Here is a 19,504-nt window from a genome sequence, read left to right as displayed (position 1 = left end):
CTTTTAATTTATTTTAGCTATATGTCACGACCCGTGGCTCCCGGTGATTTATCAGTATTATCCTGGTTGTTATATTCGGGGTCATTAAAGCCTGGTTGTTTGTTTTTGTCGCTTCCTATATATTCGGCCTTATGTTCGTTCTGTATTTTTCTAAACTTTTCAAAATCTAAATTAACCACGTAAATCCCTCTCTTTCAAATCATCTTAATTATTCTTAAGATACACGCCTAACCAATTCTTATTCAGATTCATTGTGATGCAATGAATAGGATTTTGATGGAATTAAATTTAATGTACATAATCAAGCGTGAAACAAATGAAAATATAAGGGTACGATAAAACAATAAATAAAATAAATGGTGAGATAGATAACGCTTTTTCCATGAAAGGGGTTTAGCACATGTTATCGACACAGCAGTTAGCTGAGCTACGGTTACAATTGTTGCAAGAAAAGGCTGAAGCGGAGGAACGGTTAGAACAAAACGATCATTTTGGGTTAGAACGTGGACATGCCCATGAATCGATGGGGGAGTTATCGAGCTATGATAACCATCCGGCAGATGAAGCAACAGAATTATATGAACGTGAAAAGGATATTGCCTTAAATGAGCACTCTGAAACCCAGTTAGGGAATATTGATAGGGCTTTAGAGGCAATGGAAAATGGAACGTATGGGAAATGCGATGTCTGCGGAAAAGACATTCCGTTCGAACGGTTACAGGCCCTTCCTAATACCACCTTTTGTAAAGAGCATAGCCAGGATCAAATTACCTCACATAATCGCCCAGTTGAGGAGGAAGTATTGTCACCTCCATTTGGAAAATTTGATATGGATGAAAAGAAGGAAAACGTTGGTTTTGATGCCGAAGATTCCTGGCAAACCGTGGCGGCATGGGGAACATCTGATACTCCATCGGATTTAGCCTTCCCGCAAGATGATTATCAGGATATGTATGTGGAAGCCGATGAAAATATCGGCTACGTCGAGGACTATGAAAATTTTGTTGGCAATGATATGTATGGAAACGATATTAAGGTTTATCCAAATCCACAGCATGAAAAGTATGAAGATGCCCTTGATGAAGAAGGAATCATGACCACCTTTGGCGATTTGCCCGCCTATGAACACGATCCATATGTTGATCATGATGATAAATGAAAAAAAAGAAAACAGCTTTCGCGTGAGAGCTGTTTTCCTAATTATGACCCTTATTCAAAACCTTTTCGGGGAATGGGTATATCCTTTCCGTTTACATCATCAATGACGGCGCCTATTTGTCCCTCTGCATACGTGTCGCTAACTTGCTCATGTGTGGTTGCAAGACCTGAGGATAAGGTATCCTTTTCTTGATAATAACTTGGATGATAAAAACTTCCGGCTAACTCTTTCTTGGGATTTGCTTTTTTATTGTCCATCCTGTCATCCTCCTTTTTTAAAATAGCACTACACGGGTATTTTTGCTTATTTTAAAATAATTACTCCTACAAAAATTTGAAAGGTGATTTGTTAATGAATCGAAAAAATGAATTTCCAACACGAGAAGAATTAGATCAGGCTTTCCATTATCTTCATGACCAAATTAACAGAATTTCTGTAGTGGAAGAAGTGGAAATGAGGAAAGAGGATAATGACAGACTTGAGGAATGACGTTTGCGTGCAGTCAACATTGCTTAGGCTGCGCAAGACTTTTTCTCTAGACCCATCCAGTTTGTATTTGCTATGATGGCTAAAGGAATTTCAAAGGTGGAATACAATGGAAATGAGAGAATCGCTGGCTAAAAAAGTAGCCTGGATCAGTGTGATAAGTAATATTATCCTAACATTGGGAAAAGTCATTATTGGCTCGTACGGGCATAGTGATGCGGTATTTGCGGACGGAATCCATTCTGCCGCTGATGTTTTCGCTTCTGTCATTGTTTTATTGGTGATAAAAATTGCGAACAAGCCAGCAGACAAAGAACATCCATACGGGCATGGTAAGGCAGAGGTAATCGTCTCCGAAATTATTGGGATCCTGCTCTTACTTGTTGCCATTTATGTTGCCTACGAAGGCTTTAGCGGTTTCTTTCACAAAGTGGAATCACCCAGTTTCTTAGCGATGTGGGTCGCGCTATTTTCGTTTATTACGAAAATTATTTTATACCGAGGTTCACTTAGTGTTGCTAAAGAGAATCAAAGCAAGGCCATTGAAGCGATTGCTTTTGATCATAAAGCAGATATAGTCGCATCGATTGCAGCGGCAATCGGAGTACTTATTTCCATTGTTGGGGAACGATTAGATATCCATTTCTTGCTGTATGGAGACAAGGCAGCCAGTATTTTTGTCGCTTATTTAATTTTTAAAATTGCAAAGGAAATGCTGACAGAGGCATTTGACATCTTACTTGAGCGTAATATTAATACAGAGACACTTCAGGAATACATTGCTATTGTGGGCGAGTTTGAAGAAGTAAAACGGATTGACCGCATCCGGGCGAGAGAACATGGTCATTATGTATTAGTGGACTTGCGCATTTCAATTGATCACTTTAAAACGATTAAGCAAGGTCATGACCTGGCAAAATCGATCAAACAGAAACTGATCAATAAAAATGACAATATCCATGAAGTGCTCATTCATTTAAATCCCTATTTCCCCGAGGATAATAATAATTCATAAAAAAACTCCTTTGACCTTTCTGGTATTTGGTTTATGATAGGATAGGATATAAAAATGTGAAGGAGTTGATATTTTTGAGTTATTCCGTTGACCCGGACCCAAGTAGGCGAGGGGAAGTCAATGTCTTTAAAGGACCCGAATTGAATATCATGAATATCAACTCTGGAAAAGGTTGTTGGCTTCCTCAAACAAAGTGAGTGAGGAGGTTTTCGCATGTTAGAAATTTTTAAAAGTACCGATGCAAGGGTGTTAGAAAAAGTGGATGTGATTTCAAAGGGTTGCTGGGTGAATATGTATGCCCCAACTGCCGAAGAAATTACTAAAGTATCCAATGATGCGCAAGTCGATGTTGATATTATAAAAGATGCCCTGGATGATGAAGAACGCCCAAGGATTGAACGGGATGACGGAAGGGTCTACATTATTGTCGACTTTCCCTATATTGTCCATGATGAAACAGGACTCGCGGTCTATGAAACAATTCCAATTGGGATTATCCTTACAGAAGAAAATATCATAACTGTTTCTTTAAAGGATTCGCCGATCATCGAAGAATTCCGAAAAAATCGTATCAAGGAATTTTTTACATTTAAGAAGACACGCTTTGCCTTGCAAATTCTGTTTGTGATCTCATCTTATTATCTTCGGTATTTAAAACAAATCAATAAGAAAACGAATGAAATTGAACGTGTCGTTCACCAGTCATTGAAAAATAAAGAATTGTATGCATTTCTAGCATTGGAAAAAAGTTTGGTTTACTTTACGACCTCGTTAAAATCAAATAAGGTTGTTTTAGATAAAATTTTGCGCTTTAACTATTTAAAAATGTATGAAGAAGACAAAGATTTATTGGAAGATGTCATTATCGAAAAAACACAGGCAATTGAGATGGCGGAAACCTACCGTTCCATTTTGAACGGAATGATGAATGCCTTTGCCTCAATCATTTCAAATAACCTTAACATTGTGATGAAGTTTTTAACTTCAATTACGATTATTTTATCTTTCCCGACGATGGTGTTCAGCCTATTTGGAATGAACGTTGATTTGCCTTTTGAACATAATCCGCACGGATTTCTTTTTACACTAATCATATGTGGCGTATTATCCACATTAGCAGCATTCATTTTTTGGAAAAAGAAATATTTCTAGATTACCAGCCTTTTAGTGGCTGGTTTTTCTTTTTATTTTTTGAATGAAGTGGACATAGTAATGGATATCCTATTGACAGGTATTGCTATTTTTAAGGAGGATATCATGAAATCATTTGTCGTAGGTTTTCATCAGGAAGATAATGTAGACAGCATGCAAATTCAAAAGCTTAATCAGGAAGAGTTTGATAAGGCAACCGAGGGCGGAACGAGGCATCTCTTCGAACTCGACACCAATATTGGCTTTTTTGTCTTTTTTGATGCGGAGGATGTTGATGGGGATCTCTCATATATGGTCTTGCAATATGAAGAGGATAATGAAGAGCCCGTTGCCTGCTATTCATTCCAGCTAAAGGATTTTTACGAATTCATGGCACTATTCTTAAATGATCTTGAATTCAATGAGGAAACAAATGAAGAGGACGAGGAGTACGGGCCGATACATCATTTGGCACACCTGCTGTTCCATATTGTTGAAGAAGGCAAGGATCTTGAGGTATAAAAGAGGTGATTTCGAACGTTTTTCGCTCAGAATTTTAATGTAAAGGGAAAGGACACCTATTTAAGGCGTCCTTTTTGTAATGAATTGCGATAATTAACTATTTGCACATAGCTTTTTCCTGTGTATTCGCGAATTTTAGTTGTTTACTCGTTAATTTAATGATTTTACTCGCGAATTAAGCAGTTTACTCGCGAATATCAACTGTTTACTCGCGAATTGAGATTTAAGAGGGAACTTTCTTTGGAAAGTAGCGGCGGTCTTTATATTTTCCTATGCAATCCAAATTTGCGGACAGTAATAATCTTCTCGCGATATGGATGGAACTGAGATGGGCAAATTCCCGAAACTGCTGATTTGTTATGGTCGAATTAAATAACAAAAAATAATCATTCAGTGCGGCTATATGTGCATATTTTGAATAAGAATTGCAGGAGGCGCAGTACCAATTTTGTTTTTTTCGAATAAGGGAAGGATTAGAACATGAAGGGCAGTGGACACCTGTTAACAGGTCCGAATTCTGAATACCGTATTTTTGCAATACATAGTCCGTCGGTAAGGTATTCATTTTCACAAGGAGGCGGCAAAGCTTACGAAGGTCTTTTGTAGTAAGCAGCGGTTTCGAATATTGTTTCTCCAAAAGGTCAATTTTGTTTAAGAAGACATCGCCCTTACATACTCGCGGTTTGACTTTGTAAGCATTTTTTCCAGTAATAACATAGGAAGTATACGGATTACTGATAACGACTAAATATTCAATGGGGATCGCAGGAAAATGATGTTCAGCAAGAAGTTTCTTTATGTACTTTTGATGTCTTTCTGCCTGTGCAATAGGATAGGGGTATCCTTTTTCTTTCCCATTATTGATTTGAATAAATTGTTCATTATCTGTATCGAATATTAATTTTCCTGAAAAGTTTTTTACATCGATTGCTACGGCAAATTCTGCTGTTAATAGAAGGGTATCTATTTGGCAGTTATAATTACCATCAGGGAGGTTTAAATCGTGGAGGATCATGTATTTCTGATTCGGAAGGTCGCGATAATAGTAATCCATTGATTTCTCGCCTAAGTAGCCGGCTTGTCTCCGCCCATATTCGTCTAAAATTTGCTGATATTTTTGGTGACTCAATGGAAGTCGCCGAAGTAAAGCCTCCAAAATAAGCAAAATTAACGGTTTTGCCCTTTCTTTAATAAGCAAAATTATCACTCCTTTCATTTTATGAATATATTCTAATGTAGAATCCGAAATTCCTGCTGAATTTTGCCGATCTTTGTTAAAAAATTTGTCTAAATTTTGTCTTCGCGGTTTTATAGTTTCTATCAGTGAAATTCATAAGTTCAATGGTCGAATTGAAAAATGCACCGGTCCACTAAACGGATCCCGGTGCATTCTATTAGTTTTTAGCAGCTTCCTTTTTATTAACTTCAACCCGGGCATTCCCCATAAAAAAGATCGTTACCGCCGCTAGAGCGATTGGAATCAAAGCGAGCAAGAACGCATGGGTAATCGAATCCGACATCGCATGAACAATTTTAGATAAAATAAAATCAGGAATCTTCGCACGCTCACTCGCTTGGAAAATCTCGCGAGGGTCGCCCATTTTAAAATTTCCTCCACCCTGCATACCTGCGAAAGCGGCTTTCAATTTATCCTGAAATACATTGCCCTGGATGGTACCAAAAATCGTTACTCCAAGCGTCATCCCAAAAGAACGAAGAAAAGAGTTAGTCGAGTTAGCTGTTCCCCGATATTGCGGCTCCAGATTATGAATCGATGCAGTAGGCAATAAAGAAAAGGAAAAACCTACCCCAAAGCCCACTAGAATCATATAAAGCGTCAATTGCCAGCGGGCCGTATCAACGCCCATACCTCCAAGGAAGAACATCCCAATTACGTAGGAAACAATCGAAATCAACATCAGGTTCCGATACGAAGTCTTGGTTAAAAAGATTCCGCCAACGGAACTTCCTGCTACAGACCCCAACATCATGGGTGTCAAAATTAAGCCGGCATTTTTGGCCGTACCTCCGTAAACTCCTTGGACGAAAATCGGAATAAACACGGTTAAGATAATAAAGGTACCGCCATAAAGAAAGGCTAGGATTTGCGAAGTCGCAAACAGTCGTTTCTTAAACAGCCAAAGCGGCAAAATCGGTTCGGCTGCCTTTATTTCGGCGATGAAAAAGGCAATGATGAAGACGAAGAAGCTTGCAAACAAAGCAAGAATTTGCGCAGAATCCCAGGCGTATTCTTTCCCGCCTAGTTCAAGGGCAAACATCAAACTGACAACAGAAATAACAAGCGTAATCGCTCCGACCCAGTCAATTTTTTGCTTCGAATGGGTTAATGATTCATGATAAAAACGAACAATTAAAATAAGCGAAATAATTCCAATCGGTACATTCACATAGAAAATCCAATGCCAGCTAATATAGTCTGTAATGTAGGCGCCAAGTAAAGGCCCTAATACACTGGATGCCCCGAATACAGCGCCAAGTAAGCCAGTCATCTTCCCGCGTTTTTCCGGTGGGAAAATATCGAAAACGATGGTAAAGGCAATCGGCATCAGAGCCCCGCCGCCTATCCCTTGAATTGCCCGGAAGATACTTAATTGAATAATGGTTTGGGCAATTCCGCAAAGGGCCGAACCAACAAGGAATACCACTAATCCAAAAATAAAAAAGCGTTTCCGGCCATACATATCAGAGAGTTTACCGAAAATAGGCATTCCGGCCATAACGGCTACCATATAAGCTGATGTGACCCAAATAAATTTGTCAAAGCCGCCTAGGTCGGAAACGATCGTTCCCATTGCTGTTGCCACTATCGTATTATCCATGGCCGACATGAGAATGGCTAGTAAGATACCAGTAACAACAAGCTTAAGATTATTGTCTTTTTTGATCATAAAATTTCTCCTTAGTAGTTTCCTGTAATGATAATACTGGCTAACATTTTCCTCTCTTACGATTTTCAAGATAAAGCAATTTTAAAAGGGAAGGATAGACCTTGTCAATTAATAGTTTTTATGCAAAAAAAAAGAGACTCCACTGAGTCTCTTTAGGTATTGGTAAAGTTCACTTTTACGCTTTTAAAATATCGTGGTCAACGTAGCGTTCGCCGTTGATTTCACTAATCACATTGATGGCTACTTTAGCGCCGTCTCCAGCGGTAATAATCGTATGCATACTAACACCAGCAATGGTGCCAGCACCCCAGATTCCGTCAATATTTGTTTTTCCGGCTGCATCGACATCAAGGATGGTTTTAACTCTTGGTTCTGTACCAGGCTTTGTGGTTAAGCCGATTTTTTCAGCAAGATCAGCCATCATCCCAGTTGCTACAATCACGTGCTTTGCTTCATATTCGCCTTGATCAGTTTCAACCTTAAAGCCATTGTCTGCTTTGCTAACGTTTGCAACAGTAGCCTGAACGATTTCGGCACCAAATTTACTAGCTTGTTTTTTACCAGTTTCAATAAGGTCTGGACCACTGATTTCTGCTACACCATAATGGTTTTCAATCCAAGCTCGTTTCGTCACACTTTTATCATTATCAATGACCAAAGTTTTCTTTCCAGCCTTCGCTGTGAACAAGGCAGCGCTTGCACCAGTAGGTCCGGCACCAATTACTACAACATCAAACATCTTCAAAACCTCCATATGAATAAGTCTTTACTAGTATTATCGTATCGTAACAATTGTAGTATGTAAAATGAACCGCTCATATTGAGAATTTTGGTAATCTAATTATTTTCTTTAAAAAAAGAACCATCATTTCCTCCCCAGGATTGATGGTTCTTGTATTTAACCTTCGTATAGTTAAATTTCTTGAACTTTTGTTTGTTCCTTTACTGAAACGGAAGTACGCTGTTTCTTCGTATGAAGGAAATAATATAGCACTATTCCAACCAAAATATAGAAGGATGAAAAGAAATATAACGTACTATAATCCATTTTTACGGCAATGATTCCGACAATGAAAGAACCTAGTGCAATGCCCGTATCATAGATGGATAAAAAGGTTGCAGTTGCAAGCCCTCTTTTTCTAGGTTCAGCATCCTGAATGGCAATCGTTTGAAAGGTAGGAAAAAGTGTTCCCCAGCCCAAGCCAATCATTCCAGCTGATAATAAAAACGTGACTGCCCCGTTGCTTTGGCTTAAAACAAGCATACCAATGGCAAAAAGGACGATACATGGAAAGGAAATTACATTTGGACCATACTGATCGAGCCATTTTCCTGTGAACGGTCTTGATAGTAATAAAACAATGGCATAGACCACAAAGAACAGACTTGCAACGTTTGCTAAATGAATTTCATTCGCATATATCGACACAAATGAGAGAAGGGCGGAATAAACAATAGCCATGAAGCTGCCAACAAGGGCGATTGGAACGGCAGAAGCCTCGAAAAGATTTCGAAATGAAAAAGAGGAAGAAACGACTTTTTCAGCAGCTTGTTCTGTTTTCTTAATCCTGACACTTAAACCGGTAATTAAAGACCCAATCGCAACAATGACACTAAGGATAAAAAGAATAGAAGATCCCCACTGATGCATGGCAAGTAAACCGACAAATGGCCCTATGACCATTGCCATATTTGTTGACATCACGAAATAGCCCATTCCCTCACCTCGACGTGAGGCTGGAATGATGTCTGCTACAATTGTACCAACAGCTGTTGTCGCCATCCCAAAGCCAATACCGTGTAATAAACGAACAACCAGAAATCCAACGATTGTTTTTGGAAAAAAGTATAATAGAGAAGCACCGGCAAACAAAATAAGTGCAATTAAAAGTACTTTCTTATGTCCTTTACTTTCAAGCCATTGCCCGGCAAGCGGACGTGAAATGATGGCGGAAAGCAAAAAGACTGTTGTCATGAGTCCTGCAACAGAAGAACTGCTATGTAACTCATCCATCGCGTAAGATGGTAATGTCACTAGTAGAATATAAAATGTTAAAAATAAAAAAAAGTTACTTAAAGAAACGCTAATAAAATCTTTTGTCCATAGTTTTGTTTTATTCATGCAATGCACCCCCGTTATAAAATCTGCTGTAACCAGTTGGTTTGCAGTTTAAGAAGTTCTTCTTGTGAAGCCTCCGGAAAGTGCTTCAACAATTCCTGATTCACTGTCATTACGACATTTTCCCATTTCGGGTATTCCCTCAATGCCTCGTCAGTTAACTGAACATGTTTTTCCCGTTTGTCTTTACCCGGAACCTGTCTCACATATCCTTGTTTGACGAGACGTTGAATGGTTCGGGTTACCGGTGGCGCTTCAACAAATAGGTAATCACAGAGTTCTTTTTGGGTGAGTGACCCTCTTTTTTTGAGAACAAAGATGACGGCCCACTGGGCACTGTATAATCCCAATGGTTTTAAGACCTCATTGAGTTTATTAGTAAGATGACGTGAAAGCTGATGAAGAGTATGGAATAATTCGTGGCTTATCATAGTACACTCCAATTTTTTTAAAATAGTTACCTAGGTAACTATAGTGGATTTAGTGAAAAATGTCAAGGAATGTTCACAATAGGGGGGAGTTGGGTTGTTGGCGGAATTCTTCCCAAGTTTGGCGGAATTCCATACCAAGTTGGCGGAATCCCTTCTAACAAAAAAATCCGCGGAATCAATTCCGCGGAAAAATAATCTTTATCTCAACACATTAAAATACCTTGCTTCCGGATGGGCAAATACAATCGCCGACACGGATGCTTCCGGATCCATCATACAGCCATCTGTTAACTGGATACCTATTTCCTCTGGCCCAATGAGTTTGAATAGCTTTTTCTGATCTTCTAAATCTGGACATGCCGGGTAGCCAAACGAAAAACGCTGTCCTTGATAATGAGCGGCAAAACGATCCTGCATCGAAAAATCAAGTGGATCCGGGAATCCCCAGCGATCGCGCATTTGCCGGTGAATCAACTCCGCGAAGCCTTCAGCGGTCTCAAGAGCAAGTGACTGAAGAGCATGACATTCAAGAAAACGACCTTCAGCCTTCAACTGGTCAGCTTTTTCGCGAATTCCTCTTCCAGCGGTTACCGTAAAGAAGCCAACATAATCTTTCACACCACTGTCAACAGGCTTTAAAAAGTCTGCTAAACAAAGATGGGGAGCTGACTCCTGCCGCGGAAAATCAAATGTTTCAATCACAGTGTCTGGATTTTCAGGGTCATAGATATACACTTTGTTCCCGTCCGATTGTGCCGGGAAAAACTGATAGGCAGCCGCAGGTGTAATCCACTGATTCGCTTTAGCCTCTGCCAGTAATTGGTCAACAACCTCTTTAACTTTAACAGCCTTCTCATCCCGCTCAGCGAGTAATTTCGAAATTTTCCCCTTCACACCAAGATGATGCCCAAGCAGCATTTGCATATTGATATATGGTTCAATATGGGAGAGAGAATAGGATCTCAAAATATGCCTTTTTGTATCCAATGGTGTAAAGACCGGTGCCTCTGTGGAAATGGCAGGTCTCACTTTGACCGCTACTGACCCACTCGGCAGGATTGGCAATTCCCTAGGGACTTCTAAAGCAGCAAGCCTTTCCACTTTATCATCGAGCAGCTTTTGATGCTCCTCAGGTGAACCCAACTGGTTGGCAAGTGATAAGCCCGTCATCGCATCCTTTGCATAAAGAACAAGCCCATCATACTCCTTAGCAATTTTCGTATCCGTGAATTTCCGGGAAAGGGCGGCACCGCCAACTAAGATTGGCAAGGAGATACCCGCTTCTTTCATATCTTGAGCCGTTAACACCATTTGCTGGGCGGATTTCACCAGTAAACCTGATAGCCCAACAAAATCCGGTTTTTCCTCACGAATGGCCTGAACCAGTTCCGTAGGTGTTACCTTAATCCCGAGATCATGTACCTGAAAGCCATTATTGCTTAGAATGATATCCACTAAATTTTTCCCGATATCATGGACATCGCCTTTAACCGTTGCCAGAATCACTTTTCCTTTAGAAGCGGAAACATCACCTTTTTCCATATGCGGCTCTAAATGTGATACTGCCGCTTTCATTACTTCAGCACTTTGCAGCACTTCCGCAACAATTAATTGGTTGTCGTTGAACAAACGCCCAACTTCCTTCATCCCATCCATTAACGGTCCGTTTATAATCTCAAGCGGAGCCGGGTAGGATTCAAGAGCCAGGTCTAAATCGGGCAGCAAGCCTTCTTTTGTTCCTTCAACCACGTAATAGGCTAGTCGTTCTTCTAAGGTCATATTGGTGCCGGTTACCTTCGATTCTTTCTTTTTGCCGCGATAAAATTCTGTAAAGGTCGCGAGCGTTGCGTCCGTTGTATCAAAAAGAAGGGCTTCCGCTAATTGGACTTCTTCCTTTGAAATCGACGCAAATCGCTCCAATTTCTCCGTATTGACGATGGCATAGTCAAGCCCTGCTTGTGTACAGTGATAAAGAAACACGGAATTCAAAATCTCCCTGCCAACTGGCGGCAGTCCGAACGATACATTACTAATACCGAGAATTGTTTGTACCCCCGGAAGTTGCTCTTTAATCAACTTGATTCCTTCAACAGTTGCTTTTGCCGATCCAATATATTGTTCATCACCCGTACCCACTGGAAAAACCAATGGATCAAAAATCAAATCCTGTGATTTAAGTTTATATTTATTGACTAATAGGTCATGGGAACGTCTGGCAATCTCCAGTTTTCGCTCAGCAGTTACACCCATGCCTTTTTCATCAATCGTGCCCACGACAACAGCAGCACCATAGCGGTGAATAAATGGCACAACCGCTTCGAACCGTTCCTCACCGTCTTCAAGATTAATCGAATTAATAATCGCTTTTCCTTGAGAATACTTGAGGGCTCTTTCAATGACCTTTTCATCAGTTGAATCAATGACGAGCGGTACTTTAATTTTCTTGACGACTTCTTTGATGAAATTTTCCATATCCACGATCTCTTCACGATCTGGATCCGCTAAGCACAGGTCAATCACGTGCGCTCCGCCCTTAACTTGAGCACGGGCAATTTCCGCAGCTTCTTCAAATTTTCCTTCGGTGATTAACCGTTTGAATTTTCGCGACCCAATCACATTCGTCCGTTCACCAACCATAATTGGCCGTAACGTTGGGTCATCGTAAATGAACGGGTCAATACCGGAAACCATATGAACACCGGATTGCCGAACTTCCCGCGGCTTAAATTCTTTCATCGCCTCAGCCATTGCCTTAATGTGTGCAGGCGTCGTCCCACAGCAGCCGCCGACAATATTCAGCCAGCCATGGGCGGCAAAATCGGATAGTTTTTTCGCAAGTGTTTCAGGTGTTTCATGGTAATGTCCTTCTTCATCAGGCAAGCCAGCATTCGGATAACAGCTAACCGCAGTGGCAGCGAGCCCCGCAAGTGAACGGACATGATCCTGCATAAATTCTGGACCGGTTGCACAGTTCAAACCAACGGCTACAGGATTCATATGCTCGACTGAAATATAGAACGACTCAATTGTTTGCCCTGCGAGCGTTGTTCCCATTGGCTCAATCGTGCCCGAAATAAACAGTGGCAGTGTTTTTCCTGTTTTTTCAAAAGCCTTCTGAATCCCGACATAGCCTGCTTTCACATTTAGCATGTCTTGGCTCGTTTCAAGCAGGAGCAAATCAACACCGCCGTCAATCAAACCAATCGCCTGCTCTTCGTAGGAAGCGGAGAGCACATCAAAGGTTGTTCCACCAGTGACACTTAATGTTTTCGTTGTTGGCCCCATTGATCCTGCCACATAGCGGGGCCAACTATCGGTAGATACCTTCATTACTTCACTGACCGCAATCATCGCGGCAATTTTATTGATCTCATAGGCCTTAAATCCTAACTCATATTCATCAAGCACGATACTTGTTGCACCGAAGGTATTTGTCTCAATAATATCGGCACCAGCATCTAAATATTCCCGGTGAATGTTTGCAATCACAGCGGGAGCGGTTAAATTCAGGTGCTCGTTGCAGCCATCATACTGTTCGCCGCCAAAATCATCAGGAGTAAGCTCCGCCTGCTGCAGCATGGTTCCCATTGCCCCGTCCATAACAAGGATGCGTTTTTTTAGTTGATCAATAAACGATGTTTTCGGCATAGCTGTTCCCCCTTAAGTCAATCGCTCGTTCCTTCGCGTAAATTGCCAGCTCTGCTGTCAATTCATAACGTAAAAATGGTGTGATTAGATAAATCCCGTTAAATAAATCCAGTGCCGCATCAATGAGTGACTTGGTAATTTCAATTCCCTCTCTTGTGGCCTGATGGGGATGATCATTCAAGCCCGCCATCCGCTCCCGTATCGAATCGGAAATTTTTATACCTGGCACTTCATTATGAAGAAACTCGGCATTTTTACTGCTGATCAGCGGCATTAAGCCAATATAAATCGGTGCATCTAAATGTTTCGTATGTTCATAGACTTCCAGCAGTTTTTCCTCTGAAAAAACCGGCTGAGAGATAAAGTAATCGGCACCGAAATGGATCTTCTTCTCAAGCCGCTTCACTGCTTTTTCAACCGAGCGAACATTTGGGTTAAAGGCAGCCGCAATACTGAATGCCGTTTTTTGCCCCAAATCTTTCCCTGAAAAAGAAAGGCCTTCGTTTAATTGCTTAATCATTTGAATCAATTCAAATGAAGATACATCATATACGGAGGAGGCGCCAGGGAAATCGCCGACTCTAGCGGGATCACCGGTAATGGCAAGAACGTCATTCAAGCCAAGTGTATGCAGACCCATTAAATGAGATTGCAAGCCGATGATATTTCGGTCGCGGCAGGCAATATGAATCAGCGGCCGCAAGTTCAGTTCCTGTTTCACCAAGTACCCAAGGGATTCGTTTGAAATCCGTACAGTGGCCAGTGAATTGTCAGCTAATGTGATTGAATCAATTCCTGCGTCCTTTAAAGCTTTAGCCCCTTCGAAAAATTTGCTAGTATCTAGCTTTCGGGGTGGATCTAATTCCACGATTACCGAGGGTCTTTCCTTTACAATTTCTTGAAGGGGAGCGAACTCCCTTTTAACAGCAGAAGATTCGACGACAATCTTCTTTGGTTTCAATTTTACTACCTTTTCTGTAATCGGGACACTATTCTTTAGTTCTTCAGCAAACGCCCGGATGTGTGCAGGTGTAGTACCGCAGCAGCCGCCAAGAAGGCGAACCCCTTCATTTCGAAATGCCCGAGCTGACTGACGAAAATAGCCGGCGTCGCCCTCATAATGGAATTTCCCGTCCGTATAGGTTGGCAAACTGGCGTTTGGATAAGCCGAGAGAAAGGCATGCTTTGGAAGCTCAATTTGTTCAAGGGTGAGCAGCATATGATGCGGCCCGAGCCGGCAATTAAGACCAATGACATCTGCTCCCAGACTTTCTAACCTTGTGAGTGCCTCGTTAACAGGCAGTTGATTTTGCAAAATGCCCGGCTCTTGAAGCGAAACCTGCGCAATAATCGGCAGCTTTGTTTCCTTCCTGGCAATTGTCAGAACGGTTTCAAGTTCTTCTAAGTCGTAAAAGGTTTCCAGTAATAAACCGTCAACCCCTTCAAGCAGAAGACAGTATAATTGCTCGCGGAAGCTGCGTTTTAGCTCATCAATTGAAATGGAGTTAGGCTTAACCCCGCGATTACCGCCCATTGTTCCAAGTACATAGGCATTATTCTGTGCCGCCTTTTTTGCATTCCGAACGGCAGCGCTGTTAATCTCCTTCACAGAGTCTTCCAGTCCATACCGCTGCAGCTTTAAATAGTTGGCTGCATAGGTGTGTGTCTGAATGACGTCTGCTCCAGCGTCAATATATGCTCGATGGATATTTTGAATCTGTTCAGGCTGAGATAGATTTAATTCCTCCGAGCAAGAGTCCACTCCATAAGTATAGAGGAGGGTACCTATGGCTCCGTCTGCAATTAAGATTTGATTGTTTAATTTTTCTAAAAAGCTCATGAAGATTCTCCCTGGTGTAAAACCAATTGTTTTTGTTCAACAAGGCTGAAGGCTTGTGCGAAATCCTTGATCAAATCATCGGGATTTTCGAGCCCTACTGATAGGCGAATCAGGCTATTTGTAATCCCGCGTTTTTCCCGTTCCTCCTGCGGCATGGCCGCATGGGACATTTTCGCCGGATAAGAAAGGATCGATTCAACCGCCCCGAGACTGACAGCAAATACAGGTATTTTCACGTTTGCAAGAAAGGTTCGAAGCGCATCTTCGGTAGCCAATTCAAAAGATAGCACGGCCCCAGGACCTGCCGCTTGCTCTTTTTGCAGCTGGTATTGCGGGTGACTTGCGAGCCCAGGATAATGGACTTTATCAACAAGTGGATGAGAATCTAAGAATTTCGCTAGTTTTATAGCTGATTTTTGTGATTGTTCCAGTCGAACATGCAGCGTCTTGATGCCTCTTAAAACCAGCCAAGCATCTTGCACCCCCAGGATTGCCCCAAAGCCATTTTGCAAAAAGCCTAATCTTTTCGCTAAATCTTCGTCTTTGACAACGGCGAGTCCCGCCACGACATCGCTATGACCGGATAGGAATTTCGTCGCACTGTGCAGCACAACATCTGCTCCTAATTCCAACGGCTTTTGATAAGAAGGAGTCAGGAACGTGTTATCGACAAAGGTCAACGCGCCCGTTTCTTTTGCAATCCTGCTAATCGCCTTAATGTCAGTTACCTTCATCAATGGATTCGACGGAGTTTCCACATAAAAGGCTTTGGTATTGTGCTGAATCGCTTGTTTCACTTCATCTAAATTTGTCATATCGACAAACGTATGGTCAATTCCAAGCCGGGAAAGAACCTCTGTCACCATTCGGAACGTACCTCCGTATACATCTTCAGTAATGACAATGTGATCACCGGCGGAAAGCATAAGAAATGCCGTAGAAATCGCGGCCATACCTGATGAGAAGGCAAATCCTTTTACCCCTCCCTCAAGTTCAGCAATGACATCTTCTAGTGCTTCCCTTGTCGGATTTAAACTGCGGCCGTAATCGTACTTGCCAAACTGATCGAAATCAGATTGGTGGAAGGTGGATGCATGCTGAATCGGCACACTCACCGCTCCAGTTGTTGGATCAATTTTATGTTTATTATGAAGCAGCCTGGTTTCAAAGCTGAATTCTTCCTGTGCCATTATGCAATCACTCCTTCATTGATATGGGCAAAAGCACCCTCAAGGTCAAAAATTATATCCCCTGCATCTTCAATCCCAACGGAAAAACGCAATAAACGATTGTCCACGCCTGATTGAATCCTTATTTCTTCTGGAATATCCGCATGTGTTTGTGTGGCCGGATACGTAATAAAGCTTTCCGTGCCGCCAAGACTTTCCGCAAACGTAATTAGCTTTAAGCCTTGTAAAAATGGATTCACCCATGATTCTTCTTTTAACCGGAACGAAACCATCCCGCCTCTTCCCGGGTAAAGGACCTCTGTCACCGCCTCATGGTTTGAAAGAAATTCCACGATTTCCTGAGCATTTTTCTCATGTTGTTTCATGCGAAGCGACAAGGTCTTCATGCCGCGCATTAACAGCCAGGAGTCAAAGGGACTCAGGACACCGCCAGCCCCGTTATGATGAAATGCCAAAGCTTCACAAAGTTCCTGGCCTTTCGCGACAACCAGCCCGGCAAGAACATCATTATGACCGCCTAGATATTTCGTCGCGCTATGGATGACGATGTCGGCTCCAAGTACGATCGGCTGCTGTAAAAGTGGAGTATAGAATGTATTGTCAACAATCAGCAATATGCCATGTTTCTTAGCAATGGCTGAAACAGCGGCAATATCGGATTCCTGCATGAGGGGATTGGTGGGAGTCTCAAGAAAGATCGCTTTCGTCTGAGGTGAAATCTTCCGTTCAATCTCTTTAGGACAACATGTATTGACATACTGACACGTCAAGCCCCATTTTTTATAGCCCTTTTCCAATAAACGGTAGGTGCCGCCATATAAATCTTCACTCACCAGCCATTCGTCACCGGACTGAAATAAGGAAAGAATCGTAAAAATAGCTGCCATCCCCGAGCTGCAGGCATATCCTTGATCACCACATTCCAAGTCAGCAATCGTTTGTTCAAGGAGCTGTCGTGTTGGATTTCCTGTCCGTGAATAGTCAAAACCGGTTGATTGCCCGATTCCATTGTGTCTGAAGGCTGTTGAAAAATAAACGGGTGGATTCACAGTCCCTGTAGCTGTATCACTGCGATTTCCAATTTGGGCAAGTTTTGTATCAATTTTGTACATGATGCACACTCCTTGTTTAATGAATAGAAAGATCATTTTTTTCTTTGTGTTGCTTTAACGCTGTTGAGTGATAAAGTTATTTAATAATAAAAAAAGTCTTCTTTAAGAAGAAGACTTTTGTAAGCACGACCAAAGTGTCATTCTTCTTATCTTGCAAATTAGCAGCTAATTTGCAGGACTTAGCACCTTTTCAATGAATAAAACCATTGATGGTTGCTGAGGCGTCGCAGGGCCATTCCCTCAACCTCTCTTGATAAGAAATCAATTATTTAGATTATTTATAAAATTTACTACAGTTCGACGGAGGTGTCAACCTTTTTTCCGTAGTAGTTAGGTGCGTGGTTAAATTAGAGTTCTTTTGTGATTCCTAGTAAACACAACTTTTTGGATAATAACATTATATTTTGTTGACATGTTCTATATAAAGAACTAATATTATGGATATAAAGCACTGGTTTTTTCTTAATAGCACAAATTAAACCTTTATTTGGGAGGCTTTTATGAATCGAATTTATGAAATGAATAACTTATCAAAAAGAAAAGCCAAGGACATAGATTTAAAAGAAATCTTCCTTGTAATAAAAAGAAGACTTTGGTTAATTCTCATCTTAACAATTATCACAACAGGAGCGAGTGCTTATTATAGTTATTTAAATAACGCACCCCTATACCAATCTTCTTCAAGAATTATTATCGAGGCAAATCCAGAAAATAGGAATACCTTGCAGGTAATTATTAAAGACTCAATCGTATTAGATAAGGTAGTCAAAGAATTAGGATTATCTCAGTCAGTTGAATCCTTGGCTGGACGAATTACTGTTGCAAGTGTTGATAATTCACAAGTTGTAAGTATTAGTGTTACAGATACAGATCCGAATAGGGCTGCAGATATTGCTAATACAACTGCGAAGATTTATAAACAGGAAATTCCAACGATTATGGATTTTAATGATGTACGTTTATTATCTGATGCTAAGGTAAATCCATTGCCAATAAATCAAAGCCAAAATAAGTTGATCTTAATCGGCTTTATTGCCGGATTAGTCATCGGAATCGGTTTAGTGTTTTTGTTAGATTCGTTGGATGATTCTTTAAGGTCGGAACGTGAAGTGGAAGAAATGCTGGGACTTCCTGTATTAGGAAGAGTTCCGAAAATGCATAAAAGGAATTTGAAAAAGAAAAACATTACGCAGATTGAACTAGAAGTAGGGGGTGAGACGATTGGCTATAAGTAAAGGGAAGGAAAGTGCGATAACAAAAAAAAGACCACTAGTTGCCTACACTCATCCGGAATCTATAATATCTGAGCAATACCGCATGATTCAAGCAAATATTAAATTCTCGATGATAGATAAAAGAAGTAGAACATTCCTAATCACTTCCCCTAGCAAAGGAGAAGGAAAATCAACCACTGCTGCAAACCTTGCGATCTCCTTGGCACAGCAAAAGGAAAAAATTCTGTTAATAGATGCTAATTTACGTAATCCTGAATTACATTCGATCTTTAAAATTCAAAACTCTGTTGGTTTAACAGATATTCTTATTGGTAGAACAAGTTTTTTTGATGCTGTTCATCATACGGAAATAGGCAGGCTCGATGTCCTAACAAGTGGTGCTATCCCAATAAATCCCGGTGAATTACTATCCACACCATTGTTACAAGAGGTATTGATTACTTCTTTAAAATCTTATGATGTAGTATTAATCGACTCCCATTCGGTGCTAGAGTTAACCGATACAAAGCTTTTAGCAAATCAATGCGACGGCGTAGTATTAGTTATTCAGAAAGGGAAAACATCGCTTGATCAAGCGATTGAAGCAAAAAAGGTATTAGAATTTGCAAAAGCTACACTAATTGGCGTCGTTATTAATGAATGTTAGAAGAAAAAATTTTCCACTTATGTTCGTTATATGGAATTAATTGTTTTTTAAAAGAGTAGGA

18 protein-coding genes and 1 riboswitch are annotated in these 19,504 nt (G+C 41.0%); of the genes, 7 read left to right on the top strand and 11 right to left on the bottom strand.

Annotation, left to right across the window (positions count from 1 at the left end; translation table 11 throughout):
- Nucleotides 1-17 precede the first annotated feature (17 nt).
- A complete protein-coding gene (locus BABA_RS27285; RefSeq protein ID WP_157273152.1) occupies nt 18-179 on the bottom strand; it encodes a hypothetical protein in 162 nt (53 codons plus the stop codon).
- A 221-nt stretch (nt 180-400) separates the two neighbouring features.
- Between BABA_RS27285 and BABA_RS09995 the strand changes: the two genes are divergently transcribed.
- Nucleotides 401-1,159, top strand: coding sequence for a TraR/DksA C4-type zinc finger protein (locus tag BABA_RS09995; RefSeq protein ID WP_007085055.1), 759 nt, complete (start codon nt 401-403; stop codon nt 1,157-1,159).
- Nucleotides 1,160-1,209: 50 nt separating this feature from the next.
- Here the strand turns inward: BABA_RS09995 and BABA_RS09990 are convergent, their stop codons facing one another.
- Nucleotides 1,210-1,416 carry a YozQ family protein gene (locus tag BABA_RS09990; RefSeq protein ID WP_007085054.1) on the bottom strand — a complete coding sequence of 69 codons (207 nt, stop codon included), beginning with the start codon at nt 1,414-1,416 and terminating at the stop codon, nt 1,210-1,212.
- A gap of 94 nt (nt 1,417-1,510) precedes the next feature.
- Between BABA_RS09990 and BABA_RS27280 the strand changes: the two genes are divergently transcribed.
- The 4 genes from BABA_RS27280 (at nt 1,511) to BABA_RS09975 (ending at nt 4,313) form a co-directional block, all read left to right on the top strand.
- The gene (locus BABA_RS27280) at nt 1,511-1,648 is read left to right on the top strand and encodes a hypothetical protein (RefSeq protein ID WP_157273151.1); all 138 of its coding nucleotides are present in this window, start codon (nt 1,511-1,513) and stop codon (nt 1,646-1,648) included.
- A gap of 106 nt (nt 1,649-1,754) precedes the next feature.
- Nucleotides 1,755-2,660 carry a cation diffusion facilitator family transporter gene (locus BABA_RS09985; protein ID WP_007085053.1) on the top strand — a complete coding sequence of 302 codons (906 nt, stop codon included), beginning with the start codon at nt 1,755-1,757 and terminating at the stop codon, nt 2,658-2,660.
- Nucleotides 2,661-2,873: 213 nt separating this feature from the next.
- The gene (locus tag BABA_RS09980) at nt 2,874-3,812 is read left to right on the top strand and encodes a magnesium transporter CorA family protein (RefSeq protein WP_007085052.1); all 939 of its coding nucleotides are present in this window, start codon (nt 2,874-2,876) and stop codon (nt 3,810-3,812) included.
- A 105-nt stretch (nt 3,813-3,917) separates the two neighbouring features.
- A complete protein-coding gene (locus BABA_RS09975) occupies nt 3,918-4,313 on the top strand; it encodes a hypothetical protein (RefSeq protein ID WP_007085051.1) in 396 nt (131 codons plus the stop codon).
- A 223-nt stretch (nt 4,314-4,536) separates the two neighbouring features.
- On the opposite strand, the gene BABA_RS09970 is transcribed toward BABA_RS09975, so the two are convergent.
- The 9 genes from BABA_RS09970 to BABA_RS09930 all read right to left on the bottom strand — a co-directional run bounded on the left by BABA_RS09970 (nt 4,537) and on the right by BABA_RS09930 (nt 17,562).
- Complete coding sequence (locus tag BABA_RS09970) at nt 4,537-5,511, bottom strand: nuclease-related domain-containing protein (RefSeq protein ID WP_007085050.1); 975 nt, start codon at nt 5,509-5,511, stop codon at nt 4,537-4,539.
- A gap of 196 nt (nt 5,512-5,707) precedes the next feature.
- Nucleotides 5,708-7,222, bottom strand: coding sequence for an MDR family MFS transporter (locus BABA_RS09965; RefSeq protein WP_007085049.1), 1,515 nt, complete (start codon nt 7,220-7,222; stop codon nt 5,708-5,710).
- Between the two features lie 175 nt (nt 7,223-7,397).
- Complete coding sequence (locus tag BABA_RS09960) at nt 7,398-7,961, bottom strand: NAD(P)/FAD-dependent oxidoreductase (RefSeq protein ID WP_007085048.1); 564 nt, start codon at nt 7,959-7,961, stop codon at nt 7,398-7,400.
- 174 nt (nt 7,962-8,135) lie between these two features.
- Nucleotides 8,136-9,344 carry an MFS transporter gene (locus BABA_RS09955; RefSeq protein ID WP_007085047.1) on the bottom strand — a complete coding sequence of 403 codons (1,209 nt, stop codon included), beginning with the start codon at nt 9,342-9,344 and terminating at the stop codon, nt 8,136-8,138.
- 14 nt (nt 9,345-9,358) lie between these two features.
- Nucleotides 9,359-9,772 carry a MarR family winged helix-turn-helix transcriptional regulator gene (locus BABA_RS09950; protein ID WP_007085046.1) on the bottom strand — a complete coding sequence of 138 codons (414 nt, stop codon included), beginning with the start codon at nt 9,770-9,772 and terminating at the stop codon, nt 9,359-9,361.
- 198 nt (nt 9,773-9,970) lie between these two features.
- Nucleotides 9,971-13,420: a methionine synthase gene (metH, locus tag BABA_RS09945; RefSeq protein WP_007085045.1), complete on the bottom strand. Its 3,450-nt coding sequence runs from the start codon at nt 13,418-13,420 to the stop codon at nt 9,971-9,973.
- A complete protein-coding gene (locus BABA_RS09940; RefSeq protein WP_007085044.1) occupies nt 13,398-15,260 on the bottom strand; it encodes a bifunctional homocysteine S-methyltransferase/methylenetetrahydrofolate reductase in 1,863 nt (620 codons plus the stop codon). The genes metH and BABA_RS09940 overlap by 23 nt, the downstream gene beginning before the upstream one ends.
- Nucleotides 15,257-16,450 (bottom strand): cystathionine beta-lyase, encoded by a 1,194-nt coding sequence (metC, locus tag BABA_RS09935; protein WP_007085043.1) that lies wholly within the window; start codon nt 16,448-16,450, stop codon nt 15,257-15,259. The genes BABA_RS09940 and metC overlap by 4 nt, the downstream gene beginning before the upstream one ends.
- Nucleotides 16,450-17,562, bottom strand: a complete 1,113-nt coding sequence (locus tag BABA_RS09930) for a methionine biosynthesis PLP-dependent protein (RefSeq protein WP_007085042.1) — start codon at nt 17,560-17,562, stop codon at nt 16,450-16,452. The genes metC and BABA_RS09930 overlap by 1 nt, the downstream gene beginning before the upstream one ends.
- Before the next feature lie 143 nt (nt 17,563-17,705).
- A riboswitch (SAM riboswitch) is annotated at nt 17,706-17,822 on the bottom strand.
- A 240-nt stretch (nt 17,823-18,062) separates the two neighbouring features.
- Here BABA_RS09930 and BABA_RS09925 point away from each other — a divergent pair.
- Together BABA_RS09925 and BABA_RS09920 are read left to right on the top strand one after the other, a co-directional pair.
- Entirely contained in the window at nt 18,063-18,797 is a 735-nt protein-coding gene (locus BABA_RS09925; protein WP_007085041.1) for a YveK family protein, read from the top strand.
- The gene (locus BABA_RS09920; protein WP_007085040.1) at nt 18,784-19,443 is read left to right on the top strand and encodes a CpsD/CapB family tyrosine-protein kinase; all 660 of its coding nucleotides are present in this window, start codon (nt 18,784-18,786) and stop codon (nt 19,441-19,443) included. Before BABA_RS09925 ends, BABA_RS09920 begins: the two co-directional genes overlap by 14 nt.
- Nucleotides 19,444-19,504: the final 61 nt, after the last annotated feature.

The organism is Neobacillus bataviensis LMG 21833, from assembly GCF_000307875.1.
Classification (GTDB): domain Bacteria; phylum Bacillota; class Bacilli; order Bacillales; family Cytobacillaceae; genus Neobacillus; species Neobacillus bataviensis.
This window is presented reverse-complemented; position numbering and strand designations above follow the sequence as displayed.